Origin of the sequence: Streptomyces sp. B6B3, from assembly GCF_039871525.1 — a bacterium.
Classification (GTDB): domain Bacteria; phylum Actinomycetota; class Actinomycetes; order Streptomycetales; family Streptomycetaceae; genus Streptomyces.
In genome coordinates, this window is sequence record NZ_JBDPLU010000009.1 from 94,537 (window position 1) to 108,648 (window position 14,112).

Below are 14,112 nucleotides of genomic sequence, written 5' to 3' on the forward strand. Positions count from 1 at the left end.
GTCGCGCTCGCCGGCCTGCTGCTCGCCGGGCTCGCGGCCGCGCTGCTGGCGCCCCAGCCCGCCGAGGCGAACCCCGCCCCGCGGATCCACGACATCCAGGGCCCGACCCGGACCTCGCCCTACGCCGGGGAGCAGGTCGCCGAGGTGCCCGGCGTCGTCACCGCGCTCCGCGGCTACGGCTCGCGCGGCTTCTGGATCCAGGACCCGGAGGGCGACGGCGACGCCGCGACCAGCGAGGGCGTCTTCGTCTTCACCAACGCCGCGCCCACGGTGGCGGTCGGCGACCGGGTGCTGGTCTCCGGGCGGGTGGACGAGTACTACTACGGCGGCGCGGACCAGGGCGGTCAGTCGGTCACCCAGATATCCCGCCCGACCGTGACCACGGTCTCCTCGGACAACGATCTGCCGGCGGCGTACCGGCTGGACGCGCGCTCGCTGCCGGACGCCTACGCGCCGGCCGGCGACCCGGCCGAGAACGGCTCGATCGAGAGCCTGCCGCTGCGCCCGCACGCCTACGCCCTCGACCGGTACGAGTCGCTGGAGGGCATGACCGTCCGGATCTGCGACGCTCCCGTGGCCGGGCCCAGCACCGAGTACCACGAGCTGTGGGTGACCCTGGAGCCCGGGCACAACCCCACCGCCGGCGGCGGCACCCGCTACGGTTCCTACGACGCGCAGAACCCCGGGCGGCTGAAGGTCGAGACGCTGGTCCCGGTGTCCGAGCGGCCGTTCCCCACGGCCAACGTCGGCGACCGGGTCGCCGGCGCGCTCAGCGGCCCGCTGGACTACGACGAGTTCGGCGGCTACCTGCTGGCCGCCACGCAGACGCCCCGGATCGAGGCCGGCGACCTGACGCCGGAGTCCACCCGCGCGCAGCGCCCGGGCGAGCTCGCCGTCGCCTCGTACAACGTGGAGAACCTCAACCCGGGCGACGAGCAGGCGAAGTTCGACCGGCTGGCGGCCGGCGTGGTGGAGCACCTCGCCTCCCCCGACATCGTCGCCCTGGAGGAGATCCAGGACGACACGGGCGCGACCGACGACGGCACGGTGTCCGCGGACGAGACGCTGCGGAGGTTCACCGAGGCCATCGCGGCGGCGGGCGGGCCGCGTTACGAGTGGCGCGGCATCGACCCGGTCGACGGCCAGGACGGCGGGGAGCCGGGCGGGAACATCCGCACGGTCTTCCTCTTCGACCCGGAGCGGGTGTCCTTCGTGGACCGGCCCGGCGGGGACGCCACCACCGCCACCGAGGTCGTCGAGCGCCGGGGCGAGGCGACGCTGAGCCTCTCGCCGGGCCGCGTCGACCCGGCCGACCCGGCCTGGACCGACAGCCGCAAGCCGCTGGCCGGCGAGTTCCTCTTCCGCGGCAAGGGGGCACCCCCGGCCGGAGGCTGGGGGACGGTCGTGGTGGTGGCCAACCACTTCGCCTCCAAGGGCGGGGACCAGCCGCTGTACGCCCGCTACCAGCCGCCGGCCCGGTCCAGCGAGGACCAGCGAACGGCCCAGGCGGAGGCGGTCGCCGCGTTCGCCGCGGAGTTGCGAGCGGCCGACCCGCGCGCCCTGGTGGTGGTGCTCGGCGACCTCAACGACTTCGAGTTCTCCCCCGTCACCTCGGCGCTGACCGACGGCGGCGACCTGCGCACCACGGTGACCTCGCTGCCGCCCGACGAGCGGTACACGTACGTCTTCCAGGGGAACTCCCAGGTCCTCGACCAGACCCTGGTCTCCCCCGCCATCCGCCGTTTCGACTACGACATCGTGCATCTGAACGCCGAGTTCGCCGACCAGGCGAGCGACCACGATCCGCAGGTGCTGCGCTTCCGCCCCTGAGCCCGGCCGTCCCCCTGGACGGCCGGTGACCAGGGGCGACGCGAACGCCGCAGCGACGCTGAAGGGTCGGCGGAAGCGAAGCTACGTGGACCGGCGGCGGCCCGCGGCCCACACTGCCGGTTATGACGACGCCACCCTTCGGCCGCCACGCGGTCGCGATGATCACGCCGTTCACCGGCGACGGAGCGCTCGACCCGGCGGGCGCCCAGCGACTGGCCGGCCATCTGGTCGACCGCGGCGGCTGCGACGCGCTCGTGCTCAGCGGCACCACGGGCGAGTCGCCGACCACCACCGACGCCGAGAAGGCCACGCTGGTGCGGGCCGTCGTCGAGGCGGTGGGCGACCGGGCCCGGGTGCTGGCCGGGGTGGGCACCAACGACACCCGGCACTCGGTGGCCCTCGCCCGGGCCGCCCAGGCGGCGGGCGCGCACGGCCTGTTGGTGGTGACGCCGTACTACTCGCGGCCCACCCAGGACGCGATGGTGCACCATCTGCGGTCGGTGGCGGACGCCACGGAGCTGCCCGTGCTGCTCTACGAGGTGCCCGCCCGCACCGGCCGCGGCACCGCGCTGACCGTGGACTCGCTGCGCCGGCTGGCCGAGCACCCGCGCGTCGTCGGGGTCAAGGACTCCGCGTTCGACCTGCTCAAGGCCGGGCTGGTGATGGCCGAGACCGACCTCGCCTACTACTCGGGCGCGGACGAGATGAACCTCCCGCTGTTCGCCGTCGGCGGCTGCGGCTACATCAGCACCCTGGCCAACGTGGTGGGCCCGCAGGTGAGGTCCGTGTGGGACGCCTTCGCGGCCGGCGATCCCGAGACCGCCGCCGCCCGGCACCGGGCGCTGCTGCCGCTGATCGACGCGGTGATGAACGAGGTGCCGGGCACGGTCGCGGTCAAGGCGCTGTTCCGCGCGGCGGGGCTGCCCGGCGGCGGCGTGCGCGGCCCGCTGCTGCCGGCGGACGAACGGCACACCGCCCGGCTGGCCGAGATCCTGAAGGAGGCCATCTCGGCCTGCGCGGCGGCCGGTTCCGATAGGGTCGTGGCTCCGCAGGACCGGTAGGCACCGGTAGGCACGGCACTCGGGGGACAGCAGGCATGCACGGTGGGGCCACGGCCGGACACCCGGCCCAGCCCGGCGGCGTCAACGCGACGGAAGCGGCGGGGGTGTTCCAGCCGCTGGAGCCGGACGACCCGCCCGCGGTGGGGCGTTATCCACTGGCCGCGCGGCTCGGCGCCGGCGGCATGGGACGGGTCTACCTCTCGTACACGCCCGGCGGCCGGGCGCTGGCCATCAAGGTGGTCAAGCCCGAGCTCGGCGCGGACCCCCGGTTCCGGCAGCGCTTCCGCCAGGAGGTGCAGGCCGCCGAGCGGGTGCGCGGCGTGTACACCGCGCCCGTGGTGGACAGCGACACCGAGGGCCCGCGGCCGTGGCTGGCCACCGCCTACGTACCGGGGCCCTCGCTTTCGGACGCCGTCACCCGGCACGGGCCGCTGCCGGTGCAGACGGTGCTGCCGCTGCTCGCCGGCATCGCCGAGGCGCTGGAGGCGATCCACGCGGCCGGGCTGGTGCACCGGGACCTGAAGCCGTCGAACGTGCTGCTCGCCGCCGACGGGCCCCGGGTCATCGACTTCGGCATCGCCCAGGCGGTGGAGGCGACGTCGTCGCTGACCAGCACGGGCGTGGTGGTGGGCACGCCGACGTTCATGTCGCCCGAACAGGCGGCGGGCGGCACGGTCGGCCCGGCCACCGACGTCTTCGCGCTCGGGCACCTGGCGGCGTACGCGGCGACCGGCTCGCCGGCGTTCGGCGAGGGCACCTCGCACGCCGTGCTGTACCGCATCGTGCACGAGTGGCCCGACCTGTCCGCCGTGCCGGAGCCGCTGCGCACGCTGGCCGGTCGCTGCCTGGCCAAGGATCCCGCCGCCCGGCCCTCCGCCACCGAGGTGGTCGGCCTGTGCCGGGCCGCCTTACCGCAGGCGCACCCGTCGGGGCCCGGCGGGTGGCTGCCGGCCGTGGTGGCGGCCGAACTGGCCGGCCGGGCGAGCGCGCCGCCGCCCGGTCCGGCGCCGGCCGGCGGCCAACCCGCCGCCACCCCCGTGGCACCCGCCGCCCCGGAGACGGCGCTTCCGGTCGCGCCGCCCACGCCGTCCGCGGCCAGGACGGCCGCGGACGCCGCACCGCCGGCGCGCCGGCGCGCGGTGTGGGTCGGCGCGGCGCTGACCGCCCTCGTCCTGCTGGGGGCCGGCGTCACCGGGGCGGTGATCTGGACCGGCGGGGACTCCACCGAGGAGGCGACGGACGATCCGTCGACCGGGTCGAACGAGGAGCGGGAGGCCGGGCAGGGCGAGAACGCCGGCCGGCCGTCGCCCGAGCCGGGCACGACGGAGCAGAGCCCTCCCGAGCGGGCGCCCACGGAGGACTCGACGCCCGAGGAGGAGAGCTCCACCGACCCCGAACCCCAGCCGGATCCGGAACCCGAGCCCGAACCCGAGCCCGCCACGTACCGGGACATCGACCTGCCCGCCGGCTACCACCTGTACTTCGGCGAGGAACCGGTGGCGCCGCGGGAGTCCGGCAGCTGGAACATGACCGAGATCGACTTCCGGTACTTCACCGGCGGAGACGTCCCGCAGCTGCGCACCGCCGAGGGCAACGAGATGGTGCTGCTCGACGGCCAGCGGGGCTCGCTCGACGTCTGCCGCGCGGACACCCGGTACACGGAGACGGTCGGCCTGGACGTGGTGAAGGCCGACGACCAGCTCTGCGTCCGCACCGCCGCGGGACACGTCGCCCTGGTCACCGTCACCGGCCGCTCCCCCGAGACCGACCCGAGCGACTACCTCAGCGTCGACGTCACCGTGTGGCGCGACGCGCTCTGAGCGACCGCCGACTACCGCCTGCCGGCGGGGACGTCCCCGGCCGGAACGTGCCCGCCGGCGAGCTCGCGGACCAGCAGCGTCGCGCCCGCGACCGCGCCGGGCATCAGCAGCACCGCGGCCAGCGGCACCAGGAACAGCAGCACCAGCGGCACGCCGAAGCCCAGCGTCACCCCGAGGTGCCGGCGCAGCAGTCGTATCCGGTCCCGCACCGGCACGCCGCGCCGCTCCATGGCGAACGAGGTCAGCTCGACGGCCAGGAAGAAGCCCGAGACGGCGAAGCCGAGGATCGGGATGATCGTCTGCCCGAGGAACGGCACGAAGCCGAGCGCGAAGAGCGGCAGTGCGCACAGCAGCACCCGCCCCAGCACGTGCAGGCTGTCCCGCAGCGAGCCCCACAACTGCCGCCACAGCGGCGGCTCGGGGCCGTCCGGGGTCGGCCCGGCGGACCGCTCGACCTGCTCGGAGAGTCGCTCGTAGAACGGGTCGCCGACCAGCAGCGTGACGGCCGTGAAGGTCAACACGGCGAGCAGCAGGCCGCCGCCGAACAGCATCACGGCCAGCAGCGTGCGCAGCAGCGAGCGCCAGGTGTCGTCCCAGTCGTCCGCGAACGGCGTGGCCCACTCGGCGATGTCGCCGACCGTGAGCGCCAGCGCGACCAGCGCCGCCGCGTAGATCACCAGGGTGATCAGGGCGGGCAGCAGCCCGAAGCCCCACCAGCGCCGGTGGCGCACCACCCACACCTGACCCTGCACCAGGAAACGCACGCCCGCCGCGACACCGCTCACGGCGGACAGGCTAGTACCACGGCGGTCAACTCACGTAACCCGATCGGCGTTCGGTCCCCCGCCGCTGGCCGGGCGATCCCGGATCCCGGTCCAGCACCGCGTTCAGCGTCCGGCGGCCGATCCCGGCCATCAGGGGATTGTCGGCGGAGTGGGTCAGGAAGACCAGGGCCAGGGACAGCGCCCAGCCGCGGGCCCGCGCCCAGGTGTCGTCGTCGGCGCGGCCGTACACGCGGCGGAACTCCTCGCGCCGCGGCGCGGGCAGGAGCATCCAGGCCACCGACAGGTCGGTGGCGGGGTCCCCGGCGGTGATGTCGCCGAAGTCGATCACGGCGCTGAGCCGGCCGCGGTCGACCAGGAGGTTCGCGGGGTGCAGGTCGCCGTGCAGCCACACCGGCGGCCCCGCCCACGCGGGCGCGGCGGCGGCGCTCTCCCACACCCGCAACGCCGCGGCCCGTTCGTCGGGGTCGTCCAGATGCGGGAGATTGGCCAGCACCCCGGCGGCCCGGCCGGCGAGCGGGATCCCCCGGACGGGGTTCGCGGGGGCCTCGGCCGGCGCCGGTCGGTGCAGGGCCGCCAGGAACGCGCCGAGGGCGAGCGCGGTCTCCCCAGGATCCGCCGGCGGCGTGCGGGCCGCGATCTCCCCGGGCAGGTACGGCACCACGCTCCAGGCCCAGGGGTACCCGCGGCCCGGCCGGCCGATGCGCACCGGCGCCGGAACGGGCAGCGGAAGGCGTTCGGCGAGGCCGGGCAGCCAGCGCTGCTCGTGCGCCACGAGTCCGGCGGCCGCGGCCCGCCGGGGAAGGCGCACCAGATGGTCGCGGCCGAGCCGGCAGACCAGGTTGTCCCAGCCGTTGGCCAGCACCTCGATGTCGAGTCCCGCCAGCTCCGGATGCTGGTCGGCCAGCAGCAGGCGCACCAGCTCCGGGGAGACGGACACCTCGGCGGTCGGCATACTGTGGGGGTTCACCGCTCGATCGTAGGGCGCGCGGTTCCGAGCGGGGCCGACGGCGGTCAGTTGTGGCTGTGCAGCACCGCGTTGAGGCCGCCCCAGGTGCCGGTGCGGGGCAGCGCCTCGACCGTGCCGGTGACGGAGTTGCGGCGGAAGAGCAGGTTGTCGGCGCCGGACAGCTCCAGGGCCTTGACCACCTGACCGTCCGGCACGGTGACCCGGGTGCCGGCGGTGACGTACAGGCCCGCCTCCACCACGCAGTCGTCGCCGAGCGAGATGCCGAGGCCGGCCTGGGCGCCGAGCAGGCAGCGCTCGCCGATCGAGATGGTCTCCCGGCCGCCGCCGGAGAGGGTGCCCATGATGGAGGCGCCGCCGCCGACGTCGGAGCCGTCGCCGACCACCACGCCGGCGCTGATCCGGCCCTCCACCATGGAGATGCCGAGGGTGCCGGCGTTGAAGTTGCAGAAGCCCTCGTGCATCACGGTGGTGCCGAAGGCCAGGTGGGCGCCGAGCCGCACCCGGTCCGCGTCGCCGATCCGCACGCCGGTGGGGACGACGTAGTCGGTCATCCGCGGGAACTTGTCGACGCCGGTGACGGTGAGCTGGGTGCCGGCGGAGCGGGCGGCGAACCGGGCCCGGTCGAGGTCGCCCACGGCGACCGGACCGAGGTTGGTCCAGGCGACGTTGGCCAGCAGGCCGAAGATGCCGTCCAGGCTCAGCCCGTGCGGGCGCACCAGGCGGTGGCTCAGCAGGTGCAGCCGCAGGTAGACGTCGTGGGCGTCGAGCGGCTTGTCGTCCAGCGCGGAGATGACCGTGCGCACCGCCACCACCGTCACCCCGCGCCGCGGGTCGGGGCCCAGCGCGGGCAGCGCCTCGGCGCCCAGCAGGTCGGCGGCCCGCTCGGCGGTCAGCCGCTCGCTGCCGGCCGCGCCGTCGGGCTCCTCGACCAGTTCGGGTGCGGGGTACCAGGTGTCGAGGACGCTGCCGTCGTCGGCGAGGGTGGCGATCCCGGCGGCGACGGCACCGGTGGAGCGGGAGGGGCTGGTGGAGCGGGAGGACGAAGCGTCGGTCATGGTGCCGACGCTAGCCGCTTCCCGTGCGGGAAGGCGAACCGGTCCGGGAGCTGGTCAGGCGCCGCCGGCCTCGTCCGGCAGCAGCCGGGCGAACGCCGCGACGGCCTCCGACTCGTCGTACGGGCGCCCGGTGAGCAGCAGTTGCAGCAGCAGGCCGTCGGCCAGGGCGACCAGCGCGCGCGCCGTGGCCTCGTCGTGGACCAGCCGGCGGCGCACCAGCGCGACCATGGACTCCACGCACTCGGCGGCCAGCGGGCGCACCGCCGGGTGCCGCAGCCCGGCCACGTAGAGCTCGTACTCCAGCTCGGTGCGGTTCCGGTGGTCGGTCAGGCAGGCGTGGACGAAGCCGGCCAGCTGCGGGGCGAGCGGCCGGTCCGGCTCCGCCGCGTCCACCCAGCCGGCGAAACGGGCCAGCCAGGCGTCGTTGACCTGTCGCAGGGCGGCGAGCAGCAGCTCGTCCCGGCCGGTGAAGTGGTACGTGGTGGAGCCGAGCGGCACGTCCGCCTCGGCGGCCACGACGCGGTGGCTGAGCGCGCCGACGCCCCGTTCGGCGACCACCCGGACCGCCGCGTCCACGATGCGCTGGCGGCGTTCGGGGTCGTAGCGACGGGCCATCAGTGGCTCGCCCCCGCCAGGTTGAGGACCGCGACCCCGGCGACCACCAGGGCCACGCCGAGCACCTTCGGGGCCGTCGCGGCCTCGCCGAGGAACGCCATGCCGACCGCGGCGACGAGCGCGGTACCGGCGCCCGCCCAGATCGCGTAGGCGATGCCGACCTCCATCGTCCGCAGCGTCTGCGCGAGCAGGGTGAAGGCGAGCAGATAGCACCCGACGGTGCCGAGGGTGGGCCACAGCCGGGTGAAGCCGTCGCTGCGGCTCATCAGCAGGGTGCCCAGGATCTCCAGCAGGATGGCCCCGCCGAGCATCAGGTAACTCATGCGTACGAGTGTACACAACGATGCGTACGAGCGTACATAACCATCGGCCGCCGGAGGGACTACCCCGCGCGCCGGCGGCCGGCCCGGCGGCGACTCCGGCCATCCTGGCGACGAACCGACAAACCGACGAATCGATGCCGACGACGCGAGGAGTGAGGGCCATGGCGCAGTGCGAGGTCTGCGGGAACGACTACCGGATGGCGTTCGAGGTGCGCGCCGCGGGCGAGGTGCACGTCTTCGACAGCTTCGAGTGCGCGGCTCAGAAGATGGCCCCGATCTGCGAGAACTGCCAGTGCCGCATCCTGGGCCACGGCATGGAGACCGAGGACGGCCGCTTCTACTGCTGCGGCCACTGCGCCCGGATGCAGGGTCACGCACAACTGGTCGACCACGCCTGACCCGGACAGGAAAAAGCGCACCAAGGGGGCACACGCGGCGTGCTCGGGCGCTAACCTGGAGGAAGCATGTGATTGTGTGACCAACGGGGAGCGGTGCGCGGGGGGCGGCATGCAGGGGCGGGGCGAGCGGTGGACGATCCCCGGATACACGGAGTACCAGGAGCTGGGATCCGGGTCGACGGGTCGGGTGGTGCGGGCCGTCCACGCCGGCACCGGCACCCCGGTCGCCGTCAAGTACCTCGGCGAACGGCTGGTCGACGACACGGAGTTCCGGCTGGCGTTCCGCGCCGAGGCCGACGTGCTGGGCGCCCTGCGCTCGCCGCACGTCGCGGAGTGCTACGAGTACGTCGAGCAGCTCGGCACGGCGCACGCCGCGCTCGTCATGGAGTTGGTCGACGGCGGCTCACTGCGGGACGTGCTGCGGCAGGAGGGCCCGACGCATCCTCTGCCGGCGCTGCGGATGCTGCACGGCTCGCTGCTCGGCCTGGCCGCGGCGCACGCCCGCGGCGTGGTGCACCGCGACTACAAACCGGAGAACGTCCTGATCACCCGCGACGGGACGACGAAGCTGGTCGACTTCGGCATCGCGGCGCGCAGCGGCACCATCCCCGAACGGGACGGCAGCCCCTGGTACCTGCCGCCCGAACAGCAGGGCCCCGCGCCCGTCGCCTCCCGGGCCGGCGACGTCTACGCCGCGACCGTCACCTTCTACGAGTGCCTGACCGGTCGACGCCCCTTCTCCCGCGACGACCTGGAGGCGCAGCGGATGGGCGCGCGCGTTCCGGTGCCGCTCCGGCCGGTGCCGGCCGAGTTACGCGAGCTGGTCCGGCACGGGTTACATCCGAATCCGGCGCGCCGCCCGGCCGACGCGGCGGCGCTGGCGGACGAGCTCGCCGAGCTGGCCGCCGCCGGATACGGCCCCAACTGGGCCGAGCGCGGCCAGCGGCGGCTCGCGGCCCTGATCGCGCTGCTGCCGCTGCTGTCGGCCCGCACCAGCGAACCCCCGGTCGGGGAGCCCAGCTACGTCACCACCGTGCTGCCGGGCGGCGGCGTGCGGCCGCCGTCCACCTGGCGCCGCTGGGTGGCACCCGCGGCGGCCACGGCGGCGATCGCCGCGCTGGGCCTGGGCGCGTACGGCGCGGCCAGCGGCGCGTCGCCCGCGTCGGGCGCCGAGACCCTGGCCACCAGCAGCCCCCGGCCGTCCGCGACGCCCAGCGGGGAGCCGACCCCGCCGCCGACGGAGCCGACGTCGCGCCCGACGGACGCCGCCAGCCCCTCCCCCGAGCCGACCACCACGCCGCCGCGCACCGCGGACGAGACGACGAGCCCGGGCTCATCGCCGACCACGTCGCCGACCGGGCCACGTCCCTCGGACGAGGCCACCACGCAGGAGCCGGTGTCCGACGCGGAGGTGCTGTCCGTGAACGTCGATGGTGACTCCATGGACTACACCCTGTACAACCCGAACCCCGAGGAGCCGCCCGAGGATTCGGAGGAGTCGTACTTCCATGTCACCGCCGAGACGGCGATCAGCACGGACGGACCCGGACGGGCGACCGTGTTCGTGCAGTGGTACGAGGTGAACGCCGACGACGCCTGGATCGAGCACGGCGAGGCGGAGACGTTCGAGCTGGGCGACGCGACCGACTACGTGCTGCCGCTGGAGCACGTCTACGAGTACCAGAACTGCCAGACGTTCGGCCTCGCGGTCTGGGCGGCGCCGAACGAGAACCCCGCGGACAGCGCGACTCTCATGTCGGGGTGCGACTGATGGCCGAAGAGCGGCCGGCCGAGGCCGGCCTGCTCCGCGTCGGCCCCGGGGTCCCGCCGTCGGGACGGCCCACCGCGATGGCCGTCGGGGTCTGGCGCGGCGTCGTCGCGCCGCCCGAATGGCGCCGCCCGACCCGCCGCCGGCGCCGCCGGCGGGTGCTGCGCGAGCTGCGCCGTTACACGGTGGCGGGCACGCTGCTGCTGGCCGTGCTCTGCTACCTGCTCTGGCAGCGCACGGGCCCCGAGCTCCGCATCGAGGGCGTCGTCCTGACCGCCGGCGCGGGACCGGCCGGCTGCGGCGAGACGGTCGAGGTGGTCGCCGTGGTGCGCACCAACGGCGGCGCGGGCTCGTTCCGCTACCACTGGGTGCGCAGCGACGGCGGCGCCACCGAGGCCCGGGAGGAGCGGCTGCCGCGGGACCGGGACGAGGCACGGCTGCGCCTGCTGTGGACCTTCCAGGGCGAGGGGGTCATGGACGCCGTCGCGGAACTGCGGATCACCGAGCCGACGCGGTACGCCGCGGACGTCCGGGTCAGCTACCGCTGTCCCTGACCGACCGACGACGACACGACCCCGGCCGGTCCCGCGGAGGACGGGACGACCGGGGCCGTGCGGACGAACGCCGGAGGTCAGACGTTGAAGCCGAGGGCGCGCAGCTGCTCGCGCCCGTCGTCGGTGATCTTGTCCGGACCCCACGGCGGCATCCAGACCCAGTTGATCTTCAGGTCCCGCACCAGGCCCTCGGTCGCGCTCCTGGCCTGGTCCTCGATGACGTCGGTGAGCGGACAGGCCGCCGAGGTCAGCGTCATGTCCAACGTGGCGACGTTCTCCTCGTCGACGTGGATGCCGTAGATGAGGCCGAGATTGACCACGTCGATGCCCAGCTCGGGATCGACGACGTCCATCATGGCCTCGCGGACCTCCTCCTCGTCGGCCGGCTTGGCGGTCGCGGTCTCGCTCATGCGGTCTCCTTCAACGCGCCCTCGCCCAGCACCTGGACGGTGGCGTCCTTCCATGCCATCCAGCTCAGCAGAGCACACTTCACCCGCGCCGGATACTTCGAGACGCCGGCGAAGGCGACGCCGTCCTGGAGCACCTCCTCCATCGCGTCGTCCGGCACCAGCCGCCCCTTGGACTGCATCAGCTCCAGGAAGGTCGACTGGATCCGGCGCGCCTCGGCGAGGTCGACGCCGACCAGCAGGTCGTTGAGCACCGAGGCGCTGGCCTGGCTGATCGAACAGCCCTGGCTCTCGTAGCTCACGTCGGCGATGGTCTCGCCCTCGTAGCGCACGCGCAGCGTGATCTCGTCCCCGCACGTGGGATTCACATGGTGTACCTCGGCGTCGCCGTCACGCAGTCCACGGCCGTGGGGGTGCTTGTAGTGGTCCAGGATCACGTCCTGGTACATCGATTGCAGCTGCACGTCGTCAAACCGCCCTCATCGCGAGTGGTCACCTATCCGAAGAAGCTCCGCACGTACTCCAGCCCCTCGACCAAGGCGTCCACCTCGGCCGGCGTGGAGTACAGATAGAACGACGCTCGCGTGGTCGCGGGAATTCCGTACCTGAGGCAGACCGGCCGGGCGCAGTGGTGCCCGACCCGGACCGCGATGCCCTGCTCGTCGAGCACCTGGCCCACGTCGTGCGGGTGGATGTCGCCCAGCGTGAAGGAGATGGTCGCGCCGCGGTGCTCCGCCGCCACCGGTCCGATGAGCCGCAGGTCCGGCACGTCGGCCAGCCGTTCGAGCGCGTACTCGGTGAGCGCGTGCTCGTGCGCGGCGATCTGCTCCATGCCGATGCCGGACAGGTAGTCGACGGCGGCACCCAGCCCGACGGCCTGGGCGATCGGGGGGGTGCCGGCCTCGAACTTGTACGGCGCCGGCGCGTAGGTCGAGGAGTGCATCGAGACGGTCTCGATCATCTCGCCGCCGCCCAGGAACGGCGGCAGGTCCTCCAGCAGCTCCTGCCGCCCCCACAGCACGCCGATGCCGGTCGGGCCGCACATCTTGTGCCCGGTGAACGCCACGAAGTCGGCCTGCAGCGCCTGCACGTCCAGCGGCAGGTGCGGGGCGGCCTGGGAGGCGTCCACCACCACCAGCGCGCCGACCTCCTGGGCGCGCCTGACGATCTCCTCGACCGGGTTGACCGTGCCCAGCACGTTGGACACCAGCACGAAGGAGACGACCTTGGTGCGCTCCGTGATGACCTCGTCGATGCGCGACAGGTCGAGCCGGCCCTCGTCGGTGAGCGAGAACCACTTCAGCGTCGCACCGGTGCGCTGTGCCAGCAGCTGCCACGGCACGATGTTGGAGTGGTGCTCCATCTCGGTGATGACGACCTCGGTCTGGGCGTCCACCCGGTAGGGCTCCTCGGCCCAGCCGAGCATGTTGGCGACCAGGTTGAGCGACTCCGAGGCGTTCTTGGTGAAGACCACCTCGTCGCGGCTGGGCGCGTTGATGAACGCGGCGATCTTGTCGCGCGCACCCTCGTAGAGCGCCGTGGCCTCCTCCGCCAGCACGTGCACGCCGCGGTGCACGTTGGCGTGGTGCCGCTCGTAGTAGCCGTTCATCGCGTCGAGCACCTGGCGCGGCTTCTGCGAGGAGGCCGCGCTGTCCAGGTACACCAGCTTCTTGCCGTCCTGGACCGTGCGGTCCAGGATCGGGAAGTCCTTGCGGATCGCGTCGGTGTCCAGCAGACCCGGCAACGACGCGTGACCGGTCAGGGTCATGAGGTGGCCACCCCCTTCGTGTACTGCTCGTAGCCCTCCGCCTCCAGCTTGTCCGCGAGCTCGGGGCCGCCGGACTCGGCGATCCGCCCCGCCGCGAAGACGTGCACGTGGTCGGGGGTGATGTACCGCAGGATGCGGGTGTAGTGGGTGATGAGCAGGGTGCCCGCCTCGCCGGTGGCGCGGACCCGGTTCACGCCCTCGGACACGATGCGCAGCGCGTCGATGTCCAGGCCCGAGTCGGTCTCGTCCAGGATGGCGATCCGCGGCTTGAGCAGCTCCAGCTGGAGGATCTCGTGGCGCTTCTTCTCGCCGCCGGAGAAGCCCTCGTTGACGTTCCGCTCGGCGAAGGACGGGTCCATGCCGAGCCGCTCCATGGCCTCCTTGACCTCCTTCACCCAGGTCCGCAGCCGGGGCGCCTCGCCACGGATGGCGGTGGCCGAGGTGCGCAGGAAGTTGGAGACGGAGACGCCGGGCACCTCGACCGGGTACTGCATGGCGAGGAACACGCCGGCCCGGGCCCGCTCGTCGACGGACATCTCCAGGACGTCCTCGCCGTCGAGGGTGACGGTGCCGCTGGTGACGGTGTACTTCGGGTGGCCGGCCAGCGAGTAGGCGAGGGTGGACTTGCCAGAGCCGTTGGGGCCCATGATGGCGTGCGTCTCGCCCTGCTTCACGGTCAGGTCGACACCGCGCAGGATCTCGGTGGGGCCGCTCTCGCCCTCGACGGAGACGTGCAGGTCGCGAATCTCAAGCGTTGCCAT

15 protein-coding genes are annotated in these 14,112 nt (G+C 73.8%); 6 read left to right on the forward strand and 9 right to left on the reverse strand.

The features are described from left to right. Positions 1-42: 42 nt before the first annotated feature. The 3 genes from ABGB06_RS19975 (at position 43) to ABGB06_RS19985 (ending at position 4,711) form a co-directional block, all read left to right on the forward strand. Positions 43-1,830 carry an endonuclease/exonuclease/phosphatase family protein gene (locus ABGB06_RS19975; RefSeq protein ID WP_347591603.1) on the forward strand — a complete coding sequence of 596 codons (1,788 nt, stop codon included), beginning with the start codon at positions 43-45 and terminating at the stop codon, positions 1,828-1,830. Between the two features lie 122 nt (positions 1,831-1,952). After that, on the forward strand, positions 1,953-2,891 hold the full coding sequence (gene dapA, locus ABGB06_RS19980) for a 4-hydroxy-tetrahydrodipicolinate synthase (protein ID WP_347591238.1): 939 nt from the start codon (positions 1,953-1,955) through the stop codon (positions 2,889-2,891). Positions 2,892-2,926: 35 nt separating this feature from the next. Next, on the forward strand, positions 2,927-4,711 hold the full coding sequence (locus ABGB06_RS19985) for a serine/threonine-protein kinase (protein WP_347591240.1): 1,785 nt from the start codon (positions 2,927-2,929) through the stop codon (positions 4,709-4,711). Between the two features lie 11 nt (positions 4,712-4,722). Here ABGB06_RS19985 and ABGB06_RS19990 read toward each other — a convergent pair whose 3' ends face one another. The 5 genes from ABGB06_RS19990 to ABGB06_RS20010 are packed head-to-tail and all read right to left on the reverse strand — an operon-like array spanning position 4,723 to position 8,456. After that, positions 4,723-5,496, reverse strand: a complete 774-nt coding sequence (locus ABGB06_RS19990) for an EI24 domain-containing protein (protein WP_347591242.1) — start codon at positions 5,494-5,496, stop codon at positions 4,723-4,725. Between the two features lie 25 nt (positions 5,497-5,521). Further along, positions 5,522-6,463, reverse strand: coding sequence for an aminoglycoside phosphotransferase family protein (locus tag ABGB06_RS19995; protein ID WP_347591244.1), 942 nt, complete (start codon positions 6,461-6,463; stop codon positions 5,522-5,524). Between the two features lie 44 nt (positions 6,464-6,507). Continuing rightward, complete coding sequence (gene dapD / locus ABGB06_RS20000) at positions 6,508-7,518, reverse strand: 2,3,4,5-tetrahydropyridine-2,6-dicarboxylate N-succinyltransferase (RefSeq protein ID WP_347591246.1); 1,011 nt, start codon at positions 7,516-7,518, stop codon at positions 6,508-6,510. A 54-nt stretch (positions 7,519-7,572) separates the two neighbouring features. Further along, positions 7,573-8,133: a TetR family transcriptional regulator gene (locus tag ABGB06_RS20005; protein WP_347591248.1), complete on the reverse strand. Its 561-nt coding sequence runs from the start codon at positions 8,131-8,133 to the stop codon at positions 7,573-7,575. Then, complete coding sequence (locus tag ABGB06_RS20010; RefSeq protein WP_347591250.1) at positions 8,133-8,456, reverse strand: multidrug efflux SMR transporter; 324 nt, start codon at positions 8,454-8,456, stop codon at positions 8,133-8,135. The genes ABGB06_RS20005 and ABGB06_RS20010 overlap by 1 nt, the downstream gene beginning before the upstream one ends. Before the next feature lie 161 nt (positions 8,457-8,617). Here ABGB06_RS20010 and ABGB06_RS20015 point away from each other — a divergent pair, with 161 nt between their 5' ends. From ABGB06_RS20015 to ABGB06_RS20025, 3 genes are all read left to right on the forward strand, one after another. Further along, positions 8,618-8,854: a hypothetical protein gene (locus ABGB06_RS20015; RefSeq protein WP_347591252.1), complete on the forward strand. Its 237-nt coding sequence runs from the start codon at positions 8,618-8,620 to the stop codon at positions 8,852-8,854. Between the two features lie 76 nt (positions 8,855-8,930). Next, the gene (locus ABGB06_RS20020; RefSeq protein ID WP_347591254.1) at positions 8,931-10,625 is read left to right on the forward strand and encodes a serine/threonine-protein kinase; all 1,695 of its coding nucleotides are present in this window, start codon (positions 8,931-8,933) and stop codon (positions 10,623-10,625) included. Then, positions 10,625-11,176 carry a hypothetical protein gene (locus tag ABGB06_RS20025; RefSeq protein ID WP_347591256.1) on the forward strand — a complete coding sequence of 184 codons (552 nt, stop codon included), beginning with the start codon at positions 10,625-10,627 and terminating at the stop codon, positions 11,174-11,176. Before ABGB06_RS20020 ends, ABGB06_RS20025 begins: the two co-directional genes overlap by 1 nt. Before the next feature lie 77 nt (positions 11,177-11,253). Here the strand turns inward: ABGB06_RS20025 and ABGB06_RS20030 are convergent, their stop codons facing one another. Genes ABGB06_RS20030 through sufC form a run of 4 tightly spaced genes read right to left on the reverse strand, consistent with a single transcriptional unit; the run spans position 11,254 to position 14,112 of the window. Next, positions 11,254-11,586 carry a metal-sulfur cluster assembly factor gene (locus tag ABGB06_RS20030; protein WP_347591258.1) on the reverse strand — a complete coding sequence of 111 codons (333 nt, stop codon included), beginning with the start codon at positions 11,584-11,586 and terminating at the stop codon, positions 11,254-11,256. Continuing rightward, a complete protein-coding gene (gene sufU / locus ABGB06_RS20035) occupies positions 11,583-12,047 on the reverse strand; it encodes a Fe-S cluster assembly sulfur transfer protein SufU (RefSeq protein ID WP_347591260.1) in 465 nt (154 codons plus the stop codon). The genes ABGB06_RS20030 and sufU overlap by 4 nt, the downstream gene beginning before the upstream one ends. Positions 12,048-12,079: 32 nt before the next feature. Beyond that, the gene (locus tag ABGB06_RS20040; protein ID WP_347591262.1) at positions 12,080-13,351 is read right to left on the reverse strand and encodes a cysteine desulfurase; all 1,272 of its coding nucleotides are present in this window, start codon (positions 13,349-13,351) and stop codon (positions 12,080-12,082) included. Continuing rightward, positions 13,348-14,112, reverse strand: a complete 765-nt coding sequence (gene sufC / locus ABGB06_RS20045; RefSeq protein WP_347591264.1) for a Fe-S cluster assembly ATPase SufC — start codon at positions 14,110-14,112, stop codon at positions 13,348-13,350. The genes ABGB06_RS20040 and sufC overlap by 4 nt, the downstream gene beginning before the upstream one ends.

Bases quoted from the DNA above. Each gene is read 5' to 3' on its own strand.
- dapA (WP_347591238.1), top strand. From the start codon at position 1,953: ATGACGACGCCACCCTTCGGCCGCCACGCGGTCGCGATGATCACGCCG.
- ABGB06_RS19985 (WP_347591240.1), top strand. From the start codon at position 2,927: ATGCACGGTGGGGCCACGGCCGGACACCCGGCCCAGCCCGGCGGCGTC.
- dapD (WP_347591246.1), bottom strand. From the start codon at position 7,518: ATGACCGACGCTTCGTCCTCCCGCTCCACCAGCCCCTCCCGCTCCACC.
- ABGB06_RS20005 (WP_347591248.1), bottom strand. From the start codon at position 8,133: ATGGCCCGTCGCTACGACCCCGAACGCCGCCAGCGCATCGTGGACGCG.
- ABGB06_RS20010 (WP_347591250.1), bottom strand. From the start codon at position 8,456: ATGAGTTACCTGATGCTCGGCGGGGCCATCCTGCTGGAGATCCTGGGC.
- ABGB06_RS20015 (WP_347591252.1), top strand. From the start codon at position 8,618: ATGGCGCAGTGCGAGGTCTGCGGGAACGACTACCGGATGGCGTTCGAG.
- ABGB06_RS20025 (WP_347591256.1), top strand. From the start codon at position 10,625: ATGGCCGAAGAGCGGCCGGCCGAGGCCGGCCTGCTCCGCGTCGGCCCC.
- ABGB06_RS20030 (WP_347591258.1), bottom strand. From the start codon at position 11,586: ATGAGCGAGACCGCGACCGCCAAGCCGGCCGACGAGGAGGAGGTCCGC.
- ABGB06_RS20040 (WP_347591262.1), bottom strand. From the start codon at position 13,351: ATGACCCTGACCGGTCACGCGTCGTTGCCGGGTCTGCTGGACACCGAC.
- sufC (WP_347591264.1), bottom strand. From the start codon at position 14,112: ATGGCAACGCTTGAGATTCGCGACCTGCACGTCTCCGTCGAGGGCGAG.